The following is a 22,025-nucleotide window of genomic DNA, read 5'->3' on the forward strand; positions in this document are numbered from 1 at the left end:
TATTTTTATTGTTCGTTATTGATGCTACGTTCTAAAACCAATTTATTCGTGAGAATTTTAATTAGTATTGGTTTTTTTGGACGGTTTTAAAAAATGAATACAAGAAGATATATCTAATGCCCAATACCCCTAAAACAAGTATCATTAAAATGGAAAATACCTGGATTTTTAAAATCCATATTAAAATGGATATTAGGACCAAAATCATTACAACTATCAAATAGGTAATTATCCATTTAGGAGGGTCGTTTTTTAGAAGATATATTGCCACAATTGCATTTGGAGCAAACGCCCATAAAGCATTATAATTCATTTTTGTTGCCAGGTGGTCGGTACCAAACCAAAGAAAAGCAATTAAAATTCCTGAAAGTCCAGTAAGGATAAACAGTGAAAAATCTAGCCACTTGGTACGTTCTCCTGTGGAATGGTCTCTATAGGTTATCCAGATAACCAGAACTAAAAGCAATCCTAGCCAAAAAGCGGGACTAAAAACAAAAATAGAACTATCGTCCTGTTCCGGAATACCTAAAAGAACCGTTTCTTTTTTAACAAATGGCTCTCCATTTAGAGTAGTGTGCTTCATTTGCCGGTAAACATAAATAGGGAGGAATAAATGTTCATACGGGGTAGCTTTACGGTCTATCACTGAACCTAAAGCCAAGTCTATTCCAAAATTGGACCAGCTATTAGGGTTGAGCTTTAAACGTATAAGTTGCCTAAATGTTAAATGCTCGTTTAGATGATCAAAATTAAAATGTAATTCATTGCCTAGCGTTTTTTCAAATACCATTGGTATTCTAGTGGCACAATTATCAAACAGGAAATCATACTTGTATCTCTTGTTTTCAGGAAGTAAGTTATGCTCTAAAAAGCCGATTATAGCGTTGCGTTGTTGTAAATTCAAGTTAAGGGATTGTTCCTTGACCCAACGTTGCTCTTGTTTGTAAGATATCTCAAAATATGAATATGGAATTCTGGAAATAGTATAGGCCAATTTACCCCTTGTAAAATTTAAATAAAAATTGGGGTCCTCAAAATCATAGGTGCCGTAACCATATACCTCATCTATTCCTATGGAAGGATCTTGTAAACGAATGGCGCTATGACCAAATTTTGCGGCCAAATCATCACCGGTACCCACGGTAAGCAAGCTTATTTTGGATAGCGGGGATAACTGCACCTCTTGGGATTGCCCCAAAAAGTTAAAAAGGAATATGGTAAAATAAAAAAGTATTTTTTTGAACATAACGAAACATGCACGTGGCGGATACAAAGATGCGAATAATAACAGATTTAATTCTAAAAGCTTTTATAATTTAGTATTGTCTAGTGGGCTCATAATTTTACTTTCATATATTACATCTATGATCCATTAGAATTATGTTATTTTTATGGCGCATATTTTGTTCCCTGTTGCCAACATGGTTTTAAAGTGTACCTAACTAAGATTCTTATGAAAAAACATATCCCTAATTTTATAACACTTTTAAATGTCTTTTGCGGTTGTGTTGCCACAATTTTTGCCGTGATGAATCGCTTGGAAATTGCTGCAATATTCGTTGCATTGGGCATTTTCTTTGATTTCTTTGACGGATTGGCCGCAAGGGTTCTTAACGTAAAGAGTGAATTAGGATTACAGCTAGATTCATTGGCGGATATGATTACCAGTGGTTTGGTGCCCGGTGTTGTCATGTTTCAGCTATTGGCCATGTCCCAAACAGATGGGTGGGGAGATGGTTCTCACTTTTTTATGGAAGAAGGACAATTAAAGCATATGCATTTGTTGCCCTTTTTTGGATTTATAGTGACAATGGCCTCCGGATACCGTTTGGCCAAATTTAATATAGATGAAAACCAAACCTCATCATTTATAGGTTTGCCTACCCCGGCAAATGCATTGCTTATACTTTCCTTACCGTTAATACTTCTATATCAAAATAATGATATTGTAAATGGTATTATTCTTAACCAATGGTTTTTGATCGTACTTACCCTATTAAGCGCATACCTATTAAATTGTAGTTTACCGTTATTTGCGCTAAAATTTAAGAATACCAGCTTTAAGGATAATGCTATGCGATATATCTTTATAATTATCAGTATTGTTTTAATCGTAACCATGCATTATATGGCTATTCCTGTAATTATCCTGTTTTATGTAGTAAGTTCCTTTGTGCAGGACAAATTTTAAAAGGTAGAAAAGAGTAGTATAATATTCCCCAAAAGCATAGTTGATTATGGAAGATGATAGTTTAGAATTTTGGTTAAGTGGGCCAATCCCTAATATACCCGGTACATTGCAACCCGCAGCACATGCGTTGTTGCAATCAGAAAGGGAATTAAGGAAATATACGGACAATTTCCCAAAGGAATTATTGTGGGCCAAGGCTAGCGGAAGGGCTTCGGTAGGTTTTCATATGAACCATATGACAGGAGTAATAGACCGGTTGTTGACCTATGCCAAAGGAGAATCGTTATCTGAGGAACAATTTAATTTCCTAAAACATGAGGGTACATTTAATCTACAGACCGAAGTTACCTTTTTACAGGAACAATTTTCCCGTAAGGTAGAGGAGGCTTTGGAGTATTTTAAAAGCTTACCTGAAGAAACCCTAAGTAAAAGAAGAACCGTTGGCAGAAAAAAATTACCTACTACTGTTTTGGGACTGTTGTTCCATGCCGCAGAACATTGTCAACGTCATATAGGTCAGTTGTTGGTTACGACAAGCGTATTAAACGATCGGGCATAATTGAAAGACATTACCCTTTTATCGTCCCCGTTACAAGGCTTTACCGATTTTAGGTTTAGGAACGCCTTTCATCGGTATTTTGGAGGTGTAGATACGTTTTACGCACCCTACATACGCTTAAACGGAAAGTTGATCATTAAAAACTCCTATCAAAAAGATTTACAACCGCATAACAATACAACCCTAGAGGTAATCCCTCAGGTTATGACGAATGATGCCGACGAATTTTTATTTGTTGTAAAGTATATTCAAAGTTTGGGATACAAGGAACTGAATTGGAATTTAGGTTGTCCTTATCCTATGGTGACTAAACAGGGAATGGGAAGCGGACTCATATGTGATCCAGGAAAAATAGACCATATCCTGAAACGTACGCATGAAGAAACGGATGTAACGGTTTCCATGAAGATGAGGATGGGCTATGAGCATGCCCAAGAAATATTAGAGGTATTTCCTATATTGGATAAATACCCATTAAAAAATATTGCAATACACGCGCGTATAGGCAAACAATTGTATAAAGGCGGAGTAGGTTTAGAAGCGTTTCAACAGTGTATAGACAATACCCGCCATAAACTATATTATAACGGGGATATTACATCGGTGGCAAAATTTAGGGAGATGAAAGAACGCTTTCCTGGTATTGACCACTTTATGATCGGCAGGGGGTTAATTGCAGACCCGTTTTTACCCAGTATGATTAAGAACGATACAACGGAATATCCAAAGGATAGATGGAAGATTTTTTCCGAATTTCATGATACTATCTATCAACAGTACGATGAAGCGCTATCAGGGCCAACCCCAATAAAAATGAAAATGCAAGGCTTTTGGGAATATTTTTCCCAATCTTTCTCCAATCCGCACAAAACGTTTAAAAGAATCAAAAAGGCCAATAACCCTAGGGCATATCAACAAGCGGTACGCGAAAATCTAAATGAAGGATAATCAGTCCGGTAACCATTATCTTTGCAATATTCCTTTAAAATTACCTAGTGAAAGACCTCTTATTAGTAACTCCTCCATTTACCCAATTAAATACGCCATATCCCGCTACGGCATATATTAAAGGTTTTTTGAATACGAAACAGATTACATCGTTTCAATCAGATTTAGGTATAGAGGTCATTTTAAAATTATTCAATAGGGGTACGTTTCAACATCTTTTTGAAAAGGCGTATGAAGAACAATCCATAGTTTCGGAAAATTGTCAACGAATATATCAGTTACGTGAGCAATACCTACAAACCCTGGATCAGGTACTATTATTTTTGCAGGGCAAGAACCATACGTTGGCCAGGCAGTTATGTACCGATAATTTTTTGCCGCGCGCTTCTCGTTTTCAGCAATTGGACGATTTGGAATGGGCCTTTGGGAATATGGGCATGCAGGACAAGGCCAAACATTTGGCAACATTGTATCTAGAGGATCTGTCAGATTTTTTGGTGGAATGTGTAGACCCTAATTTTGGTTTTAGTAGATATGCGGAAAAATTGGGACGTAGCGCAAATTCTTTTGACGAACTCTATGAACATCTAAATGCCGAGCCTACCTTCATAGATGATATGACCTTATCCATATTGGAGCAAAGGTTAATACAACACGAACCCAAGTTGGTATGTTTTTCCGTTCCTTTCCCTGGAAACTTATATAGTGCTTTTCGATGCGCCCAATTTATTAAAAGGAATTTTCCCGATATAAAGATTGCCATGGGTGGCGGTTTCCCAAATACGGAGTTACGTAGCGTAACCGATGTAAGGGTATTTGAATTTGTTGATTTTATTTCCTTGGATGACGGAGAGCTTCCTTTGGAACTTATATATGGGTTTTTGATAAATGGAGTAGGGGAGCTAAAACGGACCTTTATTTTGGAAAATGATGCTATTGTCTATAGGAACAATAGTACCAGATCGGATTATAAGCTGCAAGATGTAGGTACACCGGATTATACGGACCTACTGTTAGACCAATATATATCCGTAATAGAAATAGCCAATCCAATGCATAGTTTATGGAGTGATGGTCGTTGGAATAAATTGACCATGGCACATGGTTGTTATTGGGGCAAGTGTACCTTCTGTGATATATCGTTGGATTATATTAAAGTATATGAGCCTGTAGCCGCCAGCTTGTTGGTAGATAGAATAGAGACCATAATTGCCCAGACGGGAGAAACCGGTTTTCATTTTGTGGACGAGGCCGCTCCGCCATCGTTGATGAAGGCATTGGCCATGGAAATTTTAAAGCGCAATTTGACCATTACATGGTGGACCAATATTCGTTTTGAGAAAAACTTTACCCAGGACCTTTGTTTTCTTTTTAAAGCATCGGGTTGTATTGCCGTTTCCGGTGGTTTAGAGGTGGCTTCTGACCGGTTGTTGCAGCTTATCGATAAAGGTGTAACGGTGGCTCAGGTTGCCCAAGTGACACGTAATTTTACCGAAGCCAATATTATGGTCCATTCTTATTTAATGTATGGCTATCCTACACAGACCGTTCAGGAAACCGTTGACAGCTTGGAAATGGTAAGGCAGTTATTTGAACTGGGAATTATTCAATCAGGGTTTTGGCATCAATTCGCTTTAACGGCCCACAGTCCGGTCGGTCTACGACCAAAAGACTTTGGTGTTGTTCCGGATCTAAAAAAAATTACTTTCGCCAATAATGATATCGATTTTGTGGATGGTACAGGTATTGACCATGCACAATTTAGCTTTGGATTAAAAAAATCATTGTTCAATTTTATGCATGGTATAGGCTTTGACATGCCGTTGCAGGAATGGTTTGATGTAGAGTTACCGGTAACGACCATACAACCGGATTATATTTATAACTGTTTACAGGAGGATACTGTCTTTAAAACCAGACCTACGGCTAGAATTGTATGGCTGGGATCGTCACCTATTTGTACCCAAACGGTAAAGTCCAAAAAAGGAAAGACTTGGGAAATGTTGACATTAAAATTTCATACAAAGACCAATATTTTTGAGATAACCGTAGATAGGGTTCATGGGCACTGGTTATATGACCTTTTAAACAGAATTACACCACAACACCCTGCAATGACCTTTAAGCAAGTAAAAGCGGATTTTGAACTTCAATCCAGTGATTTTGAACTATTTTGGTATTCCAAGCCAATTAGAAAATTATTCGCTCAAGGTCTTTTAGTAGTATAATTTTGGTTTTTAAGTAAGAAACAAGTAAACTATATTTCCATGGTTATTAAGAACTCAAATCTTCTGGATATTGAGGAAATATTTAAACTTTACCGCATTGCTTCTGATTTTCAACGTTCTAAGCAAGAGGTTGTGGTCTGGCCAGAATTTGACCGTACAATGGTAGTCCAAGAGATTGATCAAAAAACACAGTTTAAGCTTTTAATCGATAATACAATAGCCTGTATTTGGGCCATAACTTTTTCTGACCCTCAAATTTGGGGAGCTAGAAATGCTGATACTGCTATTTACATTCACCGTATTGCCACCAACCCAGAATTTAGAGGCAGAAATTTTGTAGGTTCCATTGTCAATTGGGCCAAAAAGTATGCTGCATTAAAGCAAAAAAGATATATACGGTTAGATACAATTGGAGAGAACACCGGTTTAATACGCCACTATACAACTGCAGGTTTTGACTTTTTGGGTATGTTTGAATTGGATAATGTAGATGAACTGCCGCCTCATTATAAAGAAGGGCCCGCCTGTTTGTTTGAAATTGATATACTAAAACGTAAATAAATGGATCCAAGAATATTGCAGTTTAAGGAAAAATTGGTTGTCGGTATTTCTGCGGATATGAGTATCATAAACAATAAAACCGGCGAGCTTTGGAGAACTCTAAGGTCAAGGGCGGGTGAGATATCGAGTAGGAATTCCGCTGAATTTATATCGCTACAATTGTATCCTCCAGGATATTTTGATCATTTTGACCCTAATAATACATTTACAAAATGGGCATGTGTTGAGGTGTCAACATTGAATCATATTCCTCTTAACATGCATTATTTGACCATACCAGCTGGTTTATATGCGGTTTTTGATTATGAGGGTTCCAGTGGAAACGCTGGTATATTTCAATACATTTATGGGGAATGGGTCCCTAATTCCATGTATAGATTAGATGATAGACCTCATTTTGAAGTCTTGGGAGATGCCTATAAACATAACGACCCTACATCCAAAGAGGAAATTTGGATTCCAATAATCCAGAAATGAAAGCGACGGAAAAAGCACCTTGGTATTATTTGGTATTGCTAATCTTGGCAGGCGAGAGTGTTTTTATTCTCCCTTTTGTTTTACAACGTGTTTTTAGACCAACGGTCCTTAAAGTGTTTGAATTGGACAATGTGGCATTGGGACTGTGTTTTTCGGTGTATGGTTTTGTGGCTTTGATCTCCTATTTTTTTGGTGGGCCCTTGGCGGATAAATACCCGCCAAGAAAGTTAATTGCAATGGCACTATGGCTTACGGCATTAGGAGGATTGGTCTTTGCCACTTTTCCAGACTATGCAACACTTCAAATTTTATATGGATTTTGGGGTTTTACTACAATATTTCTTTTTTGGTCGCCCATGATAAAGGCCACTCGCGTTTGGGGAGGAGTGAACGCTCAAGGTAAGGCTTTTGGGTTATTAGATGGTGGCAGGGGCTTGGTAGGTGCACTTTTTGGTACATTAGGTGTTGCCGTTTTTTCTTTTTTTCTACATACCGATTTAGAAGTTGCATCCTTACAGAAAAGTAGATTCGCTTTTAGATATGTAATTTTATCATCATCCGCCCTTGTTGCACTAGTTGGTGTATTGGTATTGTTGTTCATGAAACTGCCCAATTTAAATGAGCAGGATATTGTGGTAGAGAAAATTACCGTATCACAAATAGGGCAGGTATTACGCTTGCCATCGGTAATTTTATTAATGGTAATTATTCTTTGCGCGTATGTTGGTTATAAAATTACCGACGTCTTTTCACTTTATGCACAAGATGTTATGCATTTAGATCAAGTTGGGTCAGCACAGGTAGGTACTTTTTTACTATTTGCTAGACCTGTAGTTGGTATTGTTATTGGGGTTGTGGCAGACCGATCCAAACCTAGTGTATGGTTGTTCCTGAGTTTCATAATTGCGTTTGTCGGCTCGATCGTGTATGCATTGGGAGTCGTAGAAAATATTCCGTATATCTTATTTTTAATTTCAATACTCATAGTCGCCATTGGTGTTTACGCTGCAAGGGCATTATATTTTGCAGTCATGCAAAGCGGTAAGATACCATTGATTTTTACCGGTACTGCCGTAGGCCTAATTTCTTTAATAGGGTATACCCCAGATATATTTGCAGGTGCTGCAATGGGTTATTTGTTGGATGCCTCCCCGGGACTGCAAGGCCATCAACATGTATTTTGGATGCTAGCCTTATTTTCCTTTCTTGGTGCAATAGCCGCATATAAATATGTTCAACTATATGGTAAAAAGGCTAATGAAACTACCTAAACACCTAAATCTATTATTGTCAGGCATAATTGTTATTATAGCAGGCTTGGTATATGGTGGGCACCCTACGGTTTTAATACCGTTAATTCTAGATTATGAGGTAGAGTCCTTAGAGTTGATGAATATGTTACGGGCTATAATGGGAATATACGTGGGAATCGGAGTTTTTTGGCTTATAGGTGCATACAATGCCAAAGTATGGTATAGTGCAACCCTTTGCAATGTGCTTTTTATGGGCGGGATCTCATTTGGTAGAATTATAAGCACTCTTTTAGATGGTATTTCAACACCCTTTACACCGGCACTATTATTAGAGCTTCTTTTCTTAGGGTGGGGTATATATAATTTAAAGCGCTATGGAAATGTCTAATAATGTTAGCCCTGGTCTTAAGTTCTGAATTTTTCCTGTACTAATTACCTAAACGACTAATCAGTAGAAAATTTCTAATTGGATTTTTAAAATATAAAGTAATGTTTTACCAGTCGTTCACAATTAATTGGATAGTTTTCTGTTTTGTATAGGATGAATTTTGTATTCTAAAGTGTTCATTACAAGTGCTATGGCAATTGTGTCACTACACTATTTGTTGTATGAATTTTAACGCATGAAAAATGTTTTAACACTTTATATTCTTAATTACTAAATAATATTTTGAATGACAACACGTATCCTAGGCCTATTTCTTTTGTTTGTAATTGTACAGCCTTGCAGGGCCCAAGAGATAAGGGGAACTTGGTTAGTGGATAAGGGCGGTTATGTAAGGGAAACCAATACCAATATGCTAGGAAATTCCCGAATGATGATTGATTTTGACACCAAGGTCATAAGTGATTTTGATACAAAAGAGGCGTATCCCATTGCATAAAATCTAAAAAAGCTAGAATAAAGGCAAAAAGTAAAAAGGGGAAATTGGTTTATAAAATGACAAAGAACAACACTCTTGAGGTGCTAGGTTCAAAAAACACTAAATACATATTAAAACAACTGGATTTATCACATCCTATAGATTGGAACGAAAATGATATCATGGACTTTATCATAGATCAACAATGCAATCCTGTATACGGTGTAGATTTAAAGTTTATAAATCAACCTTACCATGATGGTGGGCATGTTAATAGTAAAGGGGTAAACTATAGTTTGCTTAACCAAGATAATGGAAATACTGGTTATTGGTTTGTACGCAAAATAGAGAGTAACGCTTTTATCGTGTTAAATTTAGGGAAAAAAGAACCTGAAAGCATTTTTCAAATTACCTCAATTACCTTGAACGGACTAAAATTTCAGCCCATACAAGAATACAAGGAGCTTCAAAATTTAAGATTAATTACTACTTGTCTATAATTAACAAGTAATTTCAGGAAAAGTTTCCTTTGGTTAAGGGGGGTAAATTGTAACGGAAAAGGCTTAAAAATCAAGTTTCTTTTTACGAAGCTCAAAATTTTGCCCTAAATAAACTTTTCTTACCATTTCATCCGCAGCTAAATCTTCCGGTATACCAGATTTCAAAATGCCACCTTCAAACATTAAATAGGAGCGTTCCGTAATGGCCAAGGTTTCCTGTACATTATGATCGGTGATTAGAATTCCAATGTTTTTGTCCTTAAGTTGAGCCACAATACGTTGAATATCCTCCACGGCAACGGGATCTACCCCGGCAAAGGGTTCATCCAACAAAATAAATTTGGGGTCAGTGGCAAGGGCCCGCGCAATTTCCGTTCTTCTACGCTCACCACCTGATAATAGGTCACCGCGGTTCTTTCGTATATGGCCCAGACCAAATTCTTCTATGAGCGATTCCATTTTCATGTGCTGCTCCTTTTTGCTTAGTTTGGTCAATTGCAGTACGCTTAAAATATTTTTTTCGATACTTAATTTTCTAAATACCGAGGCTTCCTGCGCCAAATACCCAATACCGTTTTGTGCCCGCTTGTACATGGGGAACTTGGTGATTTCCATATCATCTAGCCAAATACTGCCGCCATTGGGTTTTATAAGCCCTACGATCATATAAAAAGATGTGGTCTTACCGGCACCGTTAGGACCAAGAAGACCAACAATCTCCCCTTGGTTGACTTCTAGGGAAATTCCTTTGACCACCCTTCTGCCCCGGTAGGACTTCATTATATTATCGGCACGTAACTTCATGGTTTCAAATCTATTGGTTATTGCTTGGTTAGAAAAGATTTTAGGGATTATTTAACCTTGTCATTTTGCTGTTCCAGCGCTTCCCAATATTCATAGGCCCTTCTTAGGTGGGGTATAACTATGGTGCCGCCTATTAAAGTGGCAATACCTAAAGTTTCCATAACCTCTTCTTTGGAAACTCCTTCATTGTAAGAACTTTCCAGATGGTATTTTACACAATCATCACACCTTAGGACCGTAGAGGCCACAAGGCCCAATAATTCCTTGGTCTTTACATCTAAGGCCCCTGCAGCAAAAGCATTGGTGTCCAGATTAAATATGCGCTTTACAATTTTATTGTTGTCCGCCAACAGCTTCTCGTTCATCTTGGAACGATAGGCGTTAAATTCCTCAATTTGGTTTGACATTGGTATGTTTCTTTTTTTCTTTTTCAGCTTTTTTTCGTTCTTTTCTCAACACCATTGCAGATATATAAATACTTACTTGGTAAAGTATCAATACCGGAATTGCCACAATAATTTGGCTGGCAACATCCGGAGGTGTGATTACGGCGGATAATATTAATACGATAACAAGGGCTATCTTCCTGTATTTTCTCATAATATCCGGAGTCACCAGACCCACCTTGGTCAAAAAGAAAATAATGATCGGGAGCTCAAATAGAATACCACAGGCAATAACGGAAGCCCTAACTGTTGAAATATAGGACGCCAAGTCAAATTCATTCGTAACCTCGGCACTTACTTGATATGTTCCTAAAAAATTAATGGATAGCGGGGCCACTACATAGTAGCCAAAAAGAACCCCTAGAAAAAACAATAATGATGCTATTAAAATAAAACCCCTTGAGTTTTTTCGTTCCTGCTCATATAATCCCGGACTAATAAATTTCCACATTTCATAAAGTACATATGGGAAACCAATGATAAAGCCAGCCCAAATAGATGTCCAGATGTGCGCCGAAAACTGTCCGGACATTAAACGGCTTTGTATGGTAAAAGGAAGCTTTTCTGCACAGAAGGCAGAGTCAAAACCAAAATAAGTGGCTACGTCACAGAATAACTGATAGGTTGGGAAATCCATTTTTTTGGGCCCGAAAATAACCGTATCAAAAATGAAATCTTTCATCAAAAAGGCTACGGAGCCAATGATGACGATCGCCAATGTAGATCGTATTAAATGCCATCTTAACTCTTCCAGATGGTCAAGAAATGACATTTCGTTAGGGGGCGTTGCTGCTTTGGAACCCATTATAAAATACCTTCGTTTATTAAATTATGTAAATGGATGACACCAACATAGGTTTCATTCTTCATGGCCAACAATTGGGATATGCCGTTTTTTTGCATGAACTCCAAGGCCTTTATGGCCAAAGTGTCCGCAGGAATGGTTTTTGGGTTGCGGGTCATGATCTCTTCGGCCGTTAATCCTTTGATCACATCATGCTTGTTCAACATGCGCCTTATATCACCATCGGTAACGATGCCTACAACCTTTTCTCCATCGAGCACCGCTGTGACCCCAAGCATTTTCTTGGAAATTTCAACGATCACCTCCTTTACTTCGGCATTCTTTTGAACTTGTGGCACTTGATTTTTTTCTACTAGATCGACAACTCTTAAATATAATCGTTTTCCCAATGAGCCGCCCGGGTGGTACTTTGCAAAATCCGTACTTGTAAACCCTTTCATTTCCAATAATACTATGGCAAGTGCATCTCCCATGACCAATTGGGCCGTTGTACTTGTGGTTGGGGCCAGACCGTTAGGACAAGCTTCTCGCTCCACGTACGTATTCAGGATAAAATCTGCCTGCTTGGCCAAAAAAGAATCGGTATTGCCAGTCATGGCTATCAATTTGTTGGTTCCCCTTTTGATCAGCGGGACCAACATTTTAATTTCTGGTGTGTTGCCACTGTTAGATATACAGATAACCACATCGTTTTCCTGAATGGTACCCAAATCACCATGAATGGCGTCTCCGGCATGCATAAATATTGCAGGAGTACCGGTAGAGTTCATGGTAGCCACTATCTTTGTGGCCACAATTGCACTCTTTCCAATTCCGGAAATAATGACACGTCCTTTTGCTTCAATAATACAATTAACGGCCAATGCAAAATCATCTGTTAACAGTGCGGAAAGATGTGCAATAGCATCGCGCTCTGTTTCAATGGTTTTTTTCGCCAAGTCAATAATGGTGTGCGTAGCTATCAATCTATTATTCAAATTATGGATTGTAATCCTAAAAGAATGTGTTATCTTTAAGATTACAAAATTAAACAAACTTAATTTTAAATGCCGATTATCGCATAAGAATTTAGAATCACCAAGCTTGGTCGATAATAATTTTGACCACTTATGAGTTTTAAAATAAGTAGTGCTCCCTTAAATGTTAAATGTGACAGACAGTAAAGAATTTGATGATATCGATTTACATGCATCATTAAAGAAGTATTTCGGGTTTTCCCAGTTTAAAGGACTTCAGGAAGAAGTAATCAGAAATGTTTTAAAACGTAACAATACGTTTGTAATCATGCCCACCGGTGGTGGTAAATCGCTTTGCTATCAATTACCCGCCCTTATGCAAGAGGGTACGGCAATTATAGTTTCCCCATTGATCGCATTAATGAAGAACCAAGTGGATGCCATTCGTGGCATTTCTTCGGAAAATGGTATAGCCCATGTCCTTAATTCTTCATTGAACAAAGGAGAAATAAAGCAAGTAAAACAAGATATAACACAAGGCAAGACCAAGCTGCTATACGTGGCCCCGGAATCGTTGACCAAAGAAGAAAACGTTGAGTTCCTGCGTTCAGTGGTCATATCATTCGTAGCAATTGATGAGGCACATTGTATCTCTGAGTGGGGCCATGATTTTAGACCGGAATACCGTAACCTAAAATCCATTGTGGAACGTCTGGGCGAAGATATACCCATAATAGGCTTAACGGCAACGGCAACCCCCAAGGTACAGGAAGATATTATAAAGAACTTGGGTATTGGTGGGGCCAAACTATTTAAGGCTTCCTTCAATAGACCCAACCTTTTTTATGAGGTCCGTACAAAAACGGAAAACATAGAAGCGGATATCATTAGGTTCGTTAAACAGAATTCCGGTAAATCTGGAATTATTTATTGCCTAAGCCGTAAAAAGGTTGAGGAATTGGCACAGGTACTACAGGTTAATGGGATTAGCGCCGTACCATATCATGCCGGGTTCGATGCCAAAACAAGGTCCAAATACCAAGATATGTTCTTAATGGAAGATGTTGAGGTGGTGGTGGCTACCATAGCTTTTGGTATGGGTATAGACAAACCAGATGTAAGATTCGTCATTCATCATGATATCCCTAAAAGTATAGAAAGTTATTATCAAGAGACCGGCAGGGCAGGAAGGGATGGTGGTGAAGGACATTGCTTGGCCTATTATTCCTATAAGGATATTGAAAAATTAGAGAAATTCATGTCCGGTAAACCTGTGGCGGAACAGGAAATTGGCAATGCGTTGTTACAAGAGGTAGTTGCGTATGCTGAGACTTCCATGTCCAGACGTAAATTTATGCTGCACTATTTTGGTGAGGAGTTTGATGAAGTCAATGGAGAAGGTGCGGATATGGACGATAACACCAAAAATCCCAAGGAAAAAGAAGAGGCCAAGGACAATGTACTGAAATTACTTAAAGTAGTACAAGGTACTAGTGAAAAGTTTAAGTCCAAGGAGATCGTTAATGCCATTCGTGGTAAAACGAACGCCATTATATCATCACATAAAACCAATGAAAAGGACTTCTTTGGTATTGGCGCAGATAAGGACAAGAGTTACTGGATGGCATTGGTACGCCAAACTTTAGTGGCAGGTTTATTGCGAAAGGAGATTGAGCAATATGGGGTGTTACACTTGACCGATACCGGCAAGGAGTATTTGGAAAGTCCTGTCTCCTTTATGATGACCAAAGATCATGTATACAATGCCGAAAATGACAATGCTATTGTAGGTGCCGCAAAAGGTGGTGGTATAGCGGATGAAATTTTGCTAAAACAATTAAAGGATTTAAGAAAGGCCCAGGCCAAAAAACTTGGGGTGCCGCCCTTTGTAGTTTTCCAAGACCCGTCATTGGAAGATATGGCCTTGAAATACCCTGTGACGCACGAGGAGCTTTTAAATGTTCATGGCGTTGGCGAGGGTAAGGCCAAAAAATATGGAAAGCCCTTTACCGCTTTTATCAAAGGGTATGTAGAGGAAAACGATATTATTCGTCCAGATGATCTAGTTGTAAAAAGTACTGGAGTCAACTCGGCTCTAAAACTGTATATTATTCAGAACGTAGATCGTAAACTACCATTGTCCGATATTGCATCCTCCAAAGGACTGGAGATTCCTGAACTGATCAAGGAAATGGAACAAATTGTTTTTAGCGGTACCAAATTAAATTTGAACTATTGGATAGATGAGGTTTTGGATGAGGATCAACAAGAAGAAATTCATGAGTATTTTCTTGAAGCCGATACCGATAACCTAGAGGAGGCTATGACGGAGTTTGATGGAGAATACGAAGAAGAAGAACTAAGGTTGTACCGTTTAAAATTTATAAGCGAAGTCGCAAATTAAATTGGTTAAAGTTATCTACTGAGTCCATTACGAAATTATCGTGATGGGCTTTTTTTATGGCGTTATTTTATTAATTATATGATTTTCAATTATATAATTATGTTTAATTATTATATTAAATAGTTATTCATTTGGTAATGTGTATAATGACAAATAAGATTTTTCCTTAATTGAAGTACTAAACATTTATTAATAATTAGAAGTCTTGTGTAATATTATAATTTAATTGGAGATTCTTTCAGAAATTCTATAATGTTTAACATATTATAAAATATATTAAACAATTTTTAAGAGTTTATTGGTGGGTAAGGCGTTACATTTACATCAATCTAAAAAAAATAGAACTATGAAAATTTTAAAAATTACAATTTTTGGTGCGTTAATGTTATTCATTTCTACTTCTTATGCACAGTCTAAAACGATAGTTGGAGTAGCAGCGGGTAATGAAAATTTTACAACATTGGTTGCGGCGGTTAAAGCTGCAGATTTGGTGGAAACGCTAAATAGTGAAGGACCCTTTACCGTATTTGCACCGGTCAACAGTGCTTTTGATGCATTGCCAACGGGTACAGTCGACAATTTGTTAAAACCGGAAAGTAAGGATGCATTAACCGGAATTTTAACTTATCACGTGGTTGCCGGTAACTATATGGCTGGCGATGTAATTAATGCTATTAAAGGTAATAATGGTGCTTTTTCCGTAAAAACAGTACAAGGGGGGTCAATTACCCTTAGTTTGAGTGGTGATAAGGTGATGTTGAAAGATGCGAATGGTAATATGGCAACTGTTATTATGGCAGATGTAGCGGCAAGCAATGGTGTTATACATGCTATTGATACTGTAGTTATGCCTAAATAATTCAAGTATTTAAAATTAAAAAGCCCCATCTGAATTCAGATGGGGCTTTTTATTTATTCCATTCAAGGTTTTGAGGCGCTTTCTAAGTTGGACTTATCCCTTTTTAATTGTCTTTGTATTTTTTTTATGGCCGATTCAATAGATTTTTCCGGTTCTATAATATTGTATTCTCCCCAAAAATTTGGGTCGGCAAAACCTATGGCTTCATCGCTTAAAATTATAGATGATTTTATTCTATCCTTGGTCTTTGGTATTGTGTTCTCCAGATTTTCTTCCCAATCCGTTATAGCCATTTCACAGCTCATACTGTAAACGGAGTTGAACAAGCGCTTGTCCCAATTGACCTTAAATTCTAACAGTACGTTACTATAGCCATAGTACCACTTGCCGTTCTTTTCCCTATAATCTACCCTATAGGAAACATCCGTAGGCCATACCTCTGCATTTTTGGGCTTTCTGCGTACGAACATCTGTGAGGCCAACCTTTTATCGGTAATGTTTAGTGAGTAAATGGCACTAGTCAAAATTTTATTTTCAGCATCTATGTACAGTTTGCCCGTATAAAGTGGGTCCAAGATTTCTTCCTTTTGTTTAAAATCTATAACATAGATAAGTTGGTCGTTTACCCTAGTGGAAGTATTAAAGGAGAATTCATAATAGGACAATGTTTCTGGCGTAAATATATAATCTGGGTATTTGACCATATCAACGAACAAGGTATTGAAAGGGCCGCCCTGCAGTTTTAAGGCTACAGTATCCAGTTTACTATAGTCGGTGCTTTTTCTGGCTTTGTAAAGTTCCAGCGCATCTTTTTTGTTAGAGGAGTAAGGTGCTTTGTATATATTGACAACGGCTTCGGATAAACTAACGTTTGTTCTTCTTTTTTTAATTGTTTCCCTATAAAATGCTGTCATGACCGTATTTTCGTTAAGGTAGTTCGTGCCTTTTTTGTCCAATACTTCTTTTACTAAGGATTCTGCATCATTTGGAGCATCTATGCGAGCTTCTGAAAGTGCCATGGCAAACTCCTCCATAAGAATTTTATTCTTTTTGGTCTCTAACTGCGCTATAGGAAACTCTTTGGTCTTGTAACCCAAAAAAGCGACGATTAAATTATCATCCTCAAATTCCTTAGGAACCTTAAGTGCAAACTCACCTTCAGAATTGGTTATAGTACTCACATTTGTACCTCCAATACTTAAGGTGGCAAAGACCAGGGCCTTGTTAGTATTGGCATCCAGAACTTCACCCGTATATTCGGTAAAATTAACTGTCTGTGCCTGTAAATAATTAGTGCCTGTGGCCACCAGTAGTATCCAAACTAAAATATGGCCCAATTTTCTTGAAATAAACATGATATATGGTGCTTTAAAATTAAGTGTAATTTTTATATAAGATAATGTTTTTCAGTGAAATAGCATACTTATTTAACACGCTTTTGTTGCAGTTTTAAGAAGATGGACTAGTTTTTCGGTCGGTTTTATAATTACTGTCCGTCAAAGGTTTTTGAAGAAGTGCTGACCAGTCTATTGATTTCATTTAATTCTTCTTCCGTAATGTCTCTCCATTTGCCCACGGGCACGTCCAAATGTACATTCATTATTCGTATGCGCTTTAATTTTTTAACCCTATAGTCTAGGTATTCGCACATTCTCCTAATTTGTCTATTAAGGCCTTGGGTAAGAATAATACGAAATTGATAAGTGCTAACTTCAAATACCTCACATTCCCTGGTAACGGTATCCAAGATTGGAATTCCCTTGCGCATTTTGACCAAAAAATCCTTTGTGATGGGTTTGTCCACAGTAACTAAATATTCCTTTTCATGATTGTTTCGTGCACGTAGTATCTTATTGACAATATCGCCGTCATCCGTAAGAAATATAAGTCCCTCACTAGGTTTATCCAGTCTACCGATAGGGAATATTCGTTTGGGGTAATTGATAAAATCAATGATATTATCCTTTTCTACTCCGGTATCTGTTGTACAGACAATGCCAACAGGTTTGTTAAATGCCAAATAAACATTTTTTCCTTTAGGTTCTTTAATAAGTTCACCGTCAACCTTAACCACGTCATCCGGGCCAATTTTGGTGCCCATTTCAGGAATTTTTCCATTGATGGTAACCCTGCCTTGGTCTATTAATTTGTCTGCGGCCCTACGTGAACAATAACCTGCTTCACTTAAGTATTTGTTGATTCTTGTTTTATTGCCGTTATCTTGCATGTATTCTCATTCTAGATTGTAACTATTGTTTTCTTTTTAGCTCAAGGTCATAAATTTCACGACCTAATTGTGCTAGAAAGGGTATGCCAATTTCATTAAACTCATAATGGTCGTTATTAAATATGCCATCCTCATTAACCAAAAGTGTAGCGGTCAATAAAAATTCTACATTATTGGCAGTATCTTTAATATAGGCACAATCTGTCACAGTGCCATAAGCAAAGCCTACTTTATTATATATATTTAAGGATGTAGGAATTTCTTCATCGCTATCACCATACATAAAGAATTTGCAATACCCGTCATGAAAGGTGTTTTGGTCATAGCCAACCTTTCTGGGCACGGTAGACATTGCGTTCAATAAAAGTTCACGTTGTTGTTCACTGATATGAAATTGCTCTTTGGGGTCAAATTGTTCAGGAAATATGATTCGTTTTAAAATTGAATGCAGCGAAGAAATTGGCAAATAATTTTTTAAACTGAAATCAAAAGGCTCGTCTATTTGCTTACCATTGGCCATGTAGCCAATTCCTTTTTTGATGTTTTGAAGTTTCAACGGTTCAGGGTTGGTGTTGTAAGAGGGTACCGTCATACCGGTTGTTGAGTCATTTAAATAAACGACCAAGGGTTTTGTTCGTAGATCTTCTGAATGGTACCCTAATCTATGCGAAATACGCACGGGTCCTATATTCTTTTGGCTTAAGGAGGAATTAATTGCATTTTGGCCAAGCAGTTCAAACAAACGGTTGTTGGCCAAATTATCGCTTACGGCAAAAATTGCTGAAATATCCTGGGCAACCGTGCTTTCTATGGTATCGCCCTCAACATAATATTTGGTCAATACATTTAAGCTGTCCGTTTGGTGAAGTTTTTTCAAGGCCAAAACCGCAATTGGTAGTTTTACGGTGCTAGCCGGATAAAAATATACACTATCATGTACTTGAAAATCAAAATCCGTAAAAATAATGCTATCTTTTAATCGGTCTATTTGGGTGTATTTTATCTGCACCTCATAGCGATCAACACTATCCATGACCCGTCTAATTTTTGGGTGGTCAGAGGCCAATGCTTTTTCCAAAGGGTCAGTAGCTGCGTGATCTTTGGTACATGACCAAATTAGGAAAGCCCATAAGAATAAGATGCAGATTCTCAACTGAATTATTAATTAAGGTTCGTATACTTCACCACGATGTGGTTTTAAGGTGTCTCTAACGGAAATCATTTCATGCTCTTCTACCACCATGAACGCTATGCTGAACATATCGTTAATCTGTTGATGTCCTGTAATATTCAATGCAGTACCTTCAATTGCAATGAATTCCTTTAAATGCTTAACATGATGTTCTGCGGTCTTTAATGCGGCCGGACCTCTAAAATCCCAAATCAACTTAATTTTTCTGCTCAAAAAATAATTTTTAATACGGTATATATCATCGCAAATTTACCTAAAATTCATTTGTAAACCCCTTCCTTTATTAAAGAGGCTTAATTGTTTTAGTAGGTTGTTTTTAATTGATAATAAGATAATTGATAAACTGTTCACTTTTAAAAAATGTGTTAAGTAAATCATTTTGCATTTGCACACGAGAGTGTAATTGCTATTTTTGCTCGATGTTTTCTTCTAAAACAAAAATGAAAATGAAAAATGTATACCCTATTATATGTATGGGGCTGTTTTCATTGGTCATTTTTTCATGTACTGATCTGTTTAAAAGTGAGGAGGATAAAAAGCCCATTGCCAGAGTGGGAGCGTCTTTCTTGTATGAAGAGGATATAAAGGCGTTGATTACTGAAAATATGAGTAAGGGCGATAGTGCATCATTTGTTTCTAACTACATCAATAATTGGGCTTCCAAACAATTATTGCTATCCAAGGCAAAGATTAATTTATCCGAGGAAAAATTGGCGCAATATAACGTTCTGGTAGATGATTACCGTACGGACCTTTACACTAGGGCTTATAAAGAGGCTTTAATGTCAAGGGCAACGGACTCGGTAATTACCGATGCTCAATTGGCGGATTTTTACGAACAGGGAAAGGAAAACTTTAAACTAAAGGAGAGAATTGCAAGGATTAGGTTTGTTGCCTTGCCAAAAAGCTTTTTGGATAAGGATGAAGTTTCTAAAAGATTAAAAAGATTTAAGGTAGAGGATATTCGTTATTTGGATTCTATAGGGGTGCAATTCAATAAGTTGAATTTTAACGATTCTATTTGGGTGCGCTATACCAGAATTTTCGAGGAAATACCTCCAATTACCGCAGATAATGCCGATAAGTACTTAAAAAATTCACAATTTTTTGAATTAGAGGATTCGATCGGGGTATATTTGGGTAAAATTGAAGAGATAAAGGATATTAACGATATAGCTCCTTTGTCATTTATTAGGCCTACCATAGAGCAAGTTTTATTAAGTCGCAGAAAAATGAACTACCTGCGTAAATTAGAAACTGAATTATTAGATGAAGCAATCAAGGATAAAGAATTTGAAGTGTTTGAAATTAAGGAATAGTATGTTTTTTTGTGCGTTGGCGCTTATTGCAGGTGTTGCCAATGCGCAGGATTCCATACCTACACAAGCAGAAGGCCAGATGGAACAAATGGAGGCTGTTGCGGAAGCTACAAATGTCCGTAAGGATTCTTCCAATAACTTTAAACGTGTTAAGTTAGATGGTATTGCGGCCGTAGTAGGGGATTATGTAATATTGGATTCTGACATTGAGAAAACATTGATAGACCTTAAAAGTCAGGGTGCATCCGCAGAGGATATTTCTCATTGTAGTCTTTTGGGCAAATTGATGGAGGATAGGTTATACGCAAACCAAGCGGTTCAGGATAGTATCTTGGTTTCTGATGATGAAGTCAATGCAACCGGTGACCGTCAATTACAATCTTTGGTTCAACAGATTGGCTCAATGGAAAAAGTCTTGAAATATTATAAAAAAGAGGACGAGGCCAGTTTTAGGGAAGAGTTATATAAGATCAACAAATTGCGTATGCTTTCTGAACGCATGCAGCAAGATATCATAAAGGAAATTGAAATTACGCCAGAAGAGGTACGTCAGTTCTTTAATAAGATTCCTGTAGATGAACGACCTGTATTTGGTGCCGAACTAGAGATTGCACAGATTACAAAGGAGCCGGAGCCATCTGAGGAGGAGAAACAAAAAGTGATCGATAAATTAAACCAGATCAAGGCAGATGTGGAAGATAATGATGCCAGCTTTAGCGTAAAGGCAATTTTATATTCCCAAGACCCAGGTTCCAAATCTAAAGGAGGTTTTTATAGTATAACCAAGGATACCGGTTTTGATAAGACTTTTAAGGATGTAGCGTTCAGCTTAAAGGAAGGAGAGGTTTCAGAACCATTTGAAACGATTTTTGGTTATCATATAATATATATAGAAAAAATAAGGGGACAGGAATTGGACCTTAGGCATATCTTGATTCAACCTGAAATTTCACAGGATGTTTTAGAAGAGGCAAAGCAAGAATTGGATAGTATCCGTCAAAAAATCATTAATAATGAATTTACCTTTGCAGAAGCCGCACTTAATTTTTCCGATGAAAAGGAAACGAAATTTGACGGCGGACTTCTGAGAAATCCACAGGATTTTAGTTCGCGTTTTGAGTTGACCAAAATGGATCCTACATTATACAATCAGGTACAAGGGTTAAAGGATAACGAAATAACACACCCTGTGTTGGAGCAAGATCCTAGAGGTGGGGCACCTAAATATAAAATATTGAAGATTACCAATAGGTTTGATGAACATGTTGCGGATTTTGCCAAGGACTATACCAAAATTCAGGAGCTTGCGCTTACTGAAAAGAAATACAATGCCATTAAAAAATGGATGGACGAGCATATAAAGGATACCTATATAAGTGTAAACGATGACAATAAGGATTGTGAATTCGCTAACAACTGGATAAAGGAATAAA

The 22,025-nt window shown here is 37.4% G+C and carries 23 protein-coding genes; 14 read left to right on the forward strand and 9 right to left on the reverse strand.

Features of this window, described 5'->3' with window-relative positions; genetic code table 11:
• Positions 1–61: 61 nt before the first annotated feature.
• Positions 62–1,246, reverse strand: a complete 1,185-nt coding sequence (locus tag JM81_RS17410) for a DUF4105 domain-containing protein (protein ID WP_144805290.1) — start codon at positions 1,244–1,246, stop codon at positions 62–64.
• Positions 1,247–1,453: 207 nt separating this feature from the next.
• Between JM81_RS17410 and JM81_RS17415 the strand changes: the two genes are divergently transcribed.
• From JM81_RS17415 to JM81_RS17460, 10 genes are all read left to right on the forward strand, one after another.
• Complete coding sequence (locus JM81_RS17415) at positions 1,454–2,191, forward strand: CDP-alcohol phosphatidyltransferase family protein (protein ID WP_144805292.1); 738 nt, start codon at positions 1,454–1,456, stop codon at positions 2,189–2,191.
• 46 nt (positions 2,192–2,237) lie between these two features.
• Entirely contained in the window at positions 2,238–2,750 is a 513-nt protein-coding gene (locus JM81_RS17420) for a DinB family protein (protein ID WP_144805294.1), read from the forward strand.
• On the forward strand, positions 2,751–3,698 hold the full coding sequence (locus JM81_RS17425; RefSeq protein WP_261375130.1) for a tRNA dihydrouridine synthase: 948 nt from the start codon (positions 2,751–2,753) through the stop codon (positions 3,696–3,698).
• 47 nt (positions 3,699–3,745) lie between these two features.
• Positions 3,746–5,926 (forward strand): B12-binding domain-containing radical SAM protein, encoded by a 2,181-nt coding sequence (locus tag JM81_RS17430; RefSeq protein WP_144805296.1) that lies wholly within the window; start codon positions 3,746–3,748, stop codon positions 5,924–5,926.
• A 39-nt stretch (positions 5,927–5,965) separates the two neighbouring features.
• The gene (locus JM81_RS17435) at positions 5,966–6,487 is read left to right on the forward strand and encodes a GNAT family N-acetyltransferase (RefSeq protein WP_144805298.1); all 522 of its coding nucleotides are present in this window, start codon (positions 5,966–5,968) and stop codon (positions 6,485–6,487) included.
• Positions 6,488–6,964 carry a GyrI-like domain-containing protein gene (locus JM81_RS17440; protein WP_144805300.1) on the forward strand — a complete coding sequence of 159 codons (477 nt, stop codon included), beginning with the start codon at positions 6,488–6,490 and terminating at the stop codon, positions 6,962–6,964.
• Positions 6,961–8,235, forward strand: coding sequence for an MFS transporter (locus JM81_RS17445; RefSeq protein WP_144805302.1), 1,275 nt, complete (start codon positions 6,961–6,963; stop codon positions 8,233–8,235). The genes JM81_RS17440 and JM81_RS17445 overlap by 4 nt, the downstream gene beginning before the upstream one ends.
• Positions 8,222–8,605: a DUF4345 domain-containing protein gene (locus tag JM81_RS17450; RefSeq protein ID WP_261375132.1), complete on the forward strand. Its 384-nt coding sequence runs from the start codon at positions 8,222–8,224 to the stop codon at positions 8,603–8,605. Before JM81_RS17445 ends, JM81_RS17450 begins: the two co-directional genes overlap by 14 nt.
• Positions 8,606–8,891: 286 nt before the next feature.
• Positions 8,892–9,101: a hypothetical protein gene (locus JM81_RS17455; RefSeq protein WP_144805306.1), complete on the forward strand. Its 210-nt coding sequence runs from the start codon at positions 8,892–8,894 to the stop codon at positions 9,099–9,101.
• 56 nt (positions 9,102–9,157) lie between these two features.
• The gene (locus JM81_RS17460) at positions 9,158–9,580 is read left to right on the forward strand and encodes a hypothetical protein (RefSeq protein WP_144805308.1); all 423 of its coding nucleotides are present in this window, start codon (positions 9,158–9,160) and stop codon (positions 9,578–9,580) included.
• A gap of 63 nt (positions 9,581–9,643) precedes the next feature.
• Here JM81_RS17460 and lptB read toward each other — a convergent pair whose 3' ends face one another.
• The 4 genes from lptB to JM81_RS17480 are packed head-to-tail and all read right to left on the reverse strand — an operon-like array spanning position 9,644 to position 12,612.
• Positions 9,644–10,384: an LPS export ABC transporter ATP-binding protein gene (gene lptB / locus JM81_RS17465; protein WP_144805310.1), complete on the reverse strand. Its 741-nt coding sequence runs from the start codon at positions 10,382–10,384 to the stop codon at positions 9,644–9,646.
• 47 nt (positions 10,385–10,431) lie between these two features.
• On the reverse strand, positions 10,432–10,791 hold the full coding sequence (locus JM81_RS17470) for a carboxymuconolactone decarboxylase family protein (RefSeq protein ID WP_089262050.1): 360 nt from the start codon (positions 10,789–10,791) through the stop codon (positions 10,432–10,434).
• Positions 10,775–11,635, reverse strand: a complete 861-nt coding sequence (gene tatC, locus JM81_RS17475; RefSeq protein ID WP_089262048.1) for a twin-arginine translocase subunit TatC — start codon at positions 11,633–11,635, stop codon at positions 10,775–10,777. The genes JM81_RS17470 and tatC overlap by 17 nt, the downstream gene beginning before the upstream one ends.
• Complete coding sequence (locus JM81_RS17480; protein WP_261375134.1) at positions 11,635–12,612, reverse strand: SIS domain-containing protein; 978 nt, start codon at positions 12,610–12,612, stop codon at positions 11,635–11,637. The genes tatC and JM81_RS17480 overlap by 1 nt, the downstream gene beginning before the upstream one ends.
• A gap of 172 nt (positions 12,613–12,784) precedes the next feature.
• Here JM81_RS17480 and JM81_RS17485 point away from each other — a divergent pair, with 172 nt between their 5' ends.
• Both JM81_RS17485 and JM81_RS17490 read left to right on the forward strand, forming a co-directional pair.
• Positions 12,785–14,995: a RecQ family ATP-dependent DNA helicase gene (locus JM81_RS17485; protein WP_261375135.1), complete on the forward strand. Its 2,211-nt coding sequence runs from the start codon at positions 12,785–12,787 to the stop codon at positions 14,993–14,995.
• A gap of 382 nt (positions 14,996–15,377) precedes the next feature.
• Positions 15,378–15,854 (forward strand): fasciclin domain-containing protein, encoded by a 477-nt coding sequence (locus JM81_RS17490; protein WP_261375164.1) that lies wholly within the window; start codon positions 15,378–15,380, stop codon positions 15,852–15,854.
• Between the two features lie 62 nt (positions 15,855–15,916).
• On the opposite strand, the gene JM81_RS17495 is transcribed toward JM81_RS17490, so the two are convergent.
• From JM81_RS17495 to JM81_RS17510, 4 genes are all read right to left on the reverse strand, one after another.
• On the reverse strand, positions 15,917–17,209 hold the full coding sequence (locus JM81_RS17495) for a carboxypeptidase-like regulatory domain-containing protein (protein ID WP_144805315.1): 1,293 nt from the start codon (positions 17,207–17,209) through the stop codon (positions 15,917–15,919).
• A 131-nt stretch (positions 17,210–17,340) separates the two neighbouring features.
• Positions 17,341–18,081, reverse strand: a complete 741-nt coding sequence (gene rluF, locus JM81_RS17500; RefSeq protein ID WP_144805317.1) for a 23S rRNA pseudouridine(2604) synthase RluF — start codon at positions 18,079–18,081, stop codon at positions 17,341–17,343.
• A gap of 22 nt (positions 18,082–18,103) precedes the next feature.
• Positions 18,104–19,234, reverse strand: a complete 1,131-nt coding sequence (locus tag JM81_RS17505; protein ID WP_261375136.1) for a class A beta-lactamase-related serine hydrolase — start codon at positions 19,232–19,234, stop codon at positions 18,104–18,106.
• Between the two features lie 12 nt (positions 19,235–19,246).
• Entirely contained in the window at positions 19,247–19,486 is a 240-nt protein-coding gene (locus tag JM81_RS17510) for a hypothetical protein (RefSeq protein WP_089262038.1), read from the reverse strand.
• A 233-nt stretch (positions 19,487–19,719) separates the two neighbouring features.
• On the opposite strand from JM81_RS17510, the gene JM81_RS17515 reads away from it, so the two are divergent.
• Complete coding sequence (locus JM81_RS17515) at positions 19,720–20,592, forward strand: peptidyl-prolyl cis-trans isomerase (protein WP_315897757.1); 873 nt, start codon at positions 19,720–19,722, stop codon at positions 20,590–20,592.
• A 1-nt stretch (position 20,593) separates the two neighbouring features.
• The gene (locus tag JM81_RS17520; protein ID WP_144805321.1) at positions 20,594–22,024 is read left to right on the forward strand and encodes a peptidylprolyl isomerase; all 1,431 of its coding nucleotides are present in this window, start codon (positions 20,594–20,596) and stop codon (positions 22,022–22,024) included.
• Position 22,025 lies beyond the last annotated feature (1 nt).

It is taken from the genome of Maribacter sp. MAR_2009_72 (assembly GCF_007827235.1).
In the GTDB taxonomy this organism is placed as follows: Bacteria; Bacteroidota; Bacteroidia; order Flavobacteriales; family Flavobacteriaceae; genus Maribacter; species Maribacter sedimenticola.

Excerpts from the sequence above, each read along its gene's own strand:
- JM81_RS17515 (WP_315897757.1), top strand. The coding sequence starts at position 19,720 with ATGAAAAATGTATACCCTATTATATGTATGGGGCTGTTTTCATTGGTC.
- JM81_RS17470 (WP_089262050.1), bottom strand. The coding sequence starts at position 10,791 with ATGTCAAACCAAATTGAGGAATTTAACGCCTATCGTTCCAAGATGAAC.
- rluF (WP_144805317.1), bottom strand. The coding sequence starts at position 18,081 with ATGCAAGATAACGGCAATAAAACAAGAATCAACAAATACTTAAGTGAA.
- JM81_RS17445 (WP_144805302.1), top strand. The coding sequence starts at position 6,961 with ATGAAAGCGACGGAAAAAGCACCTTGGTATTATTTGGTATTGCTAATC.
- JM81_RS17460 (WP_144805308.1), top strand. The coding sequence starts at position 9,158 with ATGACAAAGAACAACACTCTTGAGGTGCTAGGTTCAAAAAACACTAAA.
- JM81_RS17420 (WP_144805294.1), top strand. The coding sequence starts at position 2,238 with ATGGAAGATGATAGTTTAGAATTTTGGTTAAGTGGGCCAATCCCTAAT.
- JM81_RS17415 (WP_144805292.1), top strand. The coding sequence starts at position 1,454 with ATGAAAAAACATATCCCTAATTTTATAACACTTTTAAATGTCTTTTGC.
- lptB (WP_144805310.1), bottom strand. The coding sequence starts at position 10,384 with ATGAAGTTACGTGCCGATAATATAATGAAGTCCTACCGGGGCAGAAGG.
- JM81_RS17520 (WP_144805321.1), top strand. The coding sequence starts at position 20,594 with ATGTTTTTTTGTGCGTTGGCGCTTATTGCAGGTGTTGCCAATGCGCAG.
- JM81_RS17450 (WP_261375132.1), top strand. The coding sequence starts at position 8,222 with ATGAAACTACCTAAACACCTAAATCTATTATTGTCAGGCATAATTGTT.
- tatC (WP_089262048.1), bottom strand. The coding sequence starts at position 11,635 with ATGGGTTCCAAAGCAGCAACGCCCCCTAACGAAATGTCATTTCTTGAC.
- JM81_RS17440 (WP_144805300.1), top strand. The coding sequence starts at position 6,488 with ATGGATCCAAGAATATTGCAGTTTAAGGAAAAATTGGTTGTCGGTATT.
- JM81_RS17455 (WP_144805306.1), top strand. The coding sequence starts at position 8,892 with ATGACAACACGTATCCTAGGCCTATTTCTTTTGTTTGTAATTGTACAG.
- JM81_RS17495 (WP_144805315.1), bottom strand. The coding sequence starts at position 17,209 with ATGTTTATTTCAAGAAAATTGGGCCATATTTTAGTTTGGATACTACTG.
- JM81_RS17410 (WP_144805290.1), bottom strand. The coding sequence starts at position 1,246 with ATGTTCAAAAAAATACTTTTTTATTTTACCATATTCCTTTTTAACTTT.
- JM81_RS17490 (WP_261375164.1), top strand. The coding sequence starts at position 15,378 with ATGTTATTCATTTCTACTTCTTATGCACAGTCTAAAACGATAGTTGGA.
- JM81_RS17435 (WP_144805298.1), top strand. The coding sequence starts at position 5,966 with ATGGTTATTAAGAACTCAAATCTTCTGGATATTGAGGAAATATTTAAA.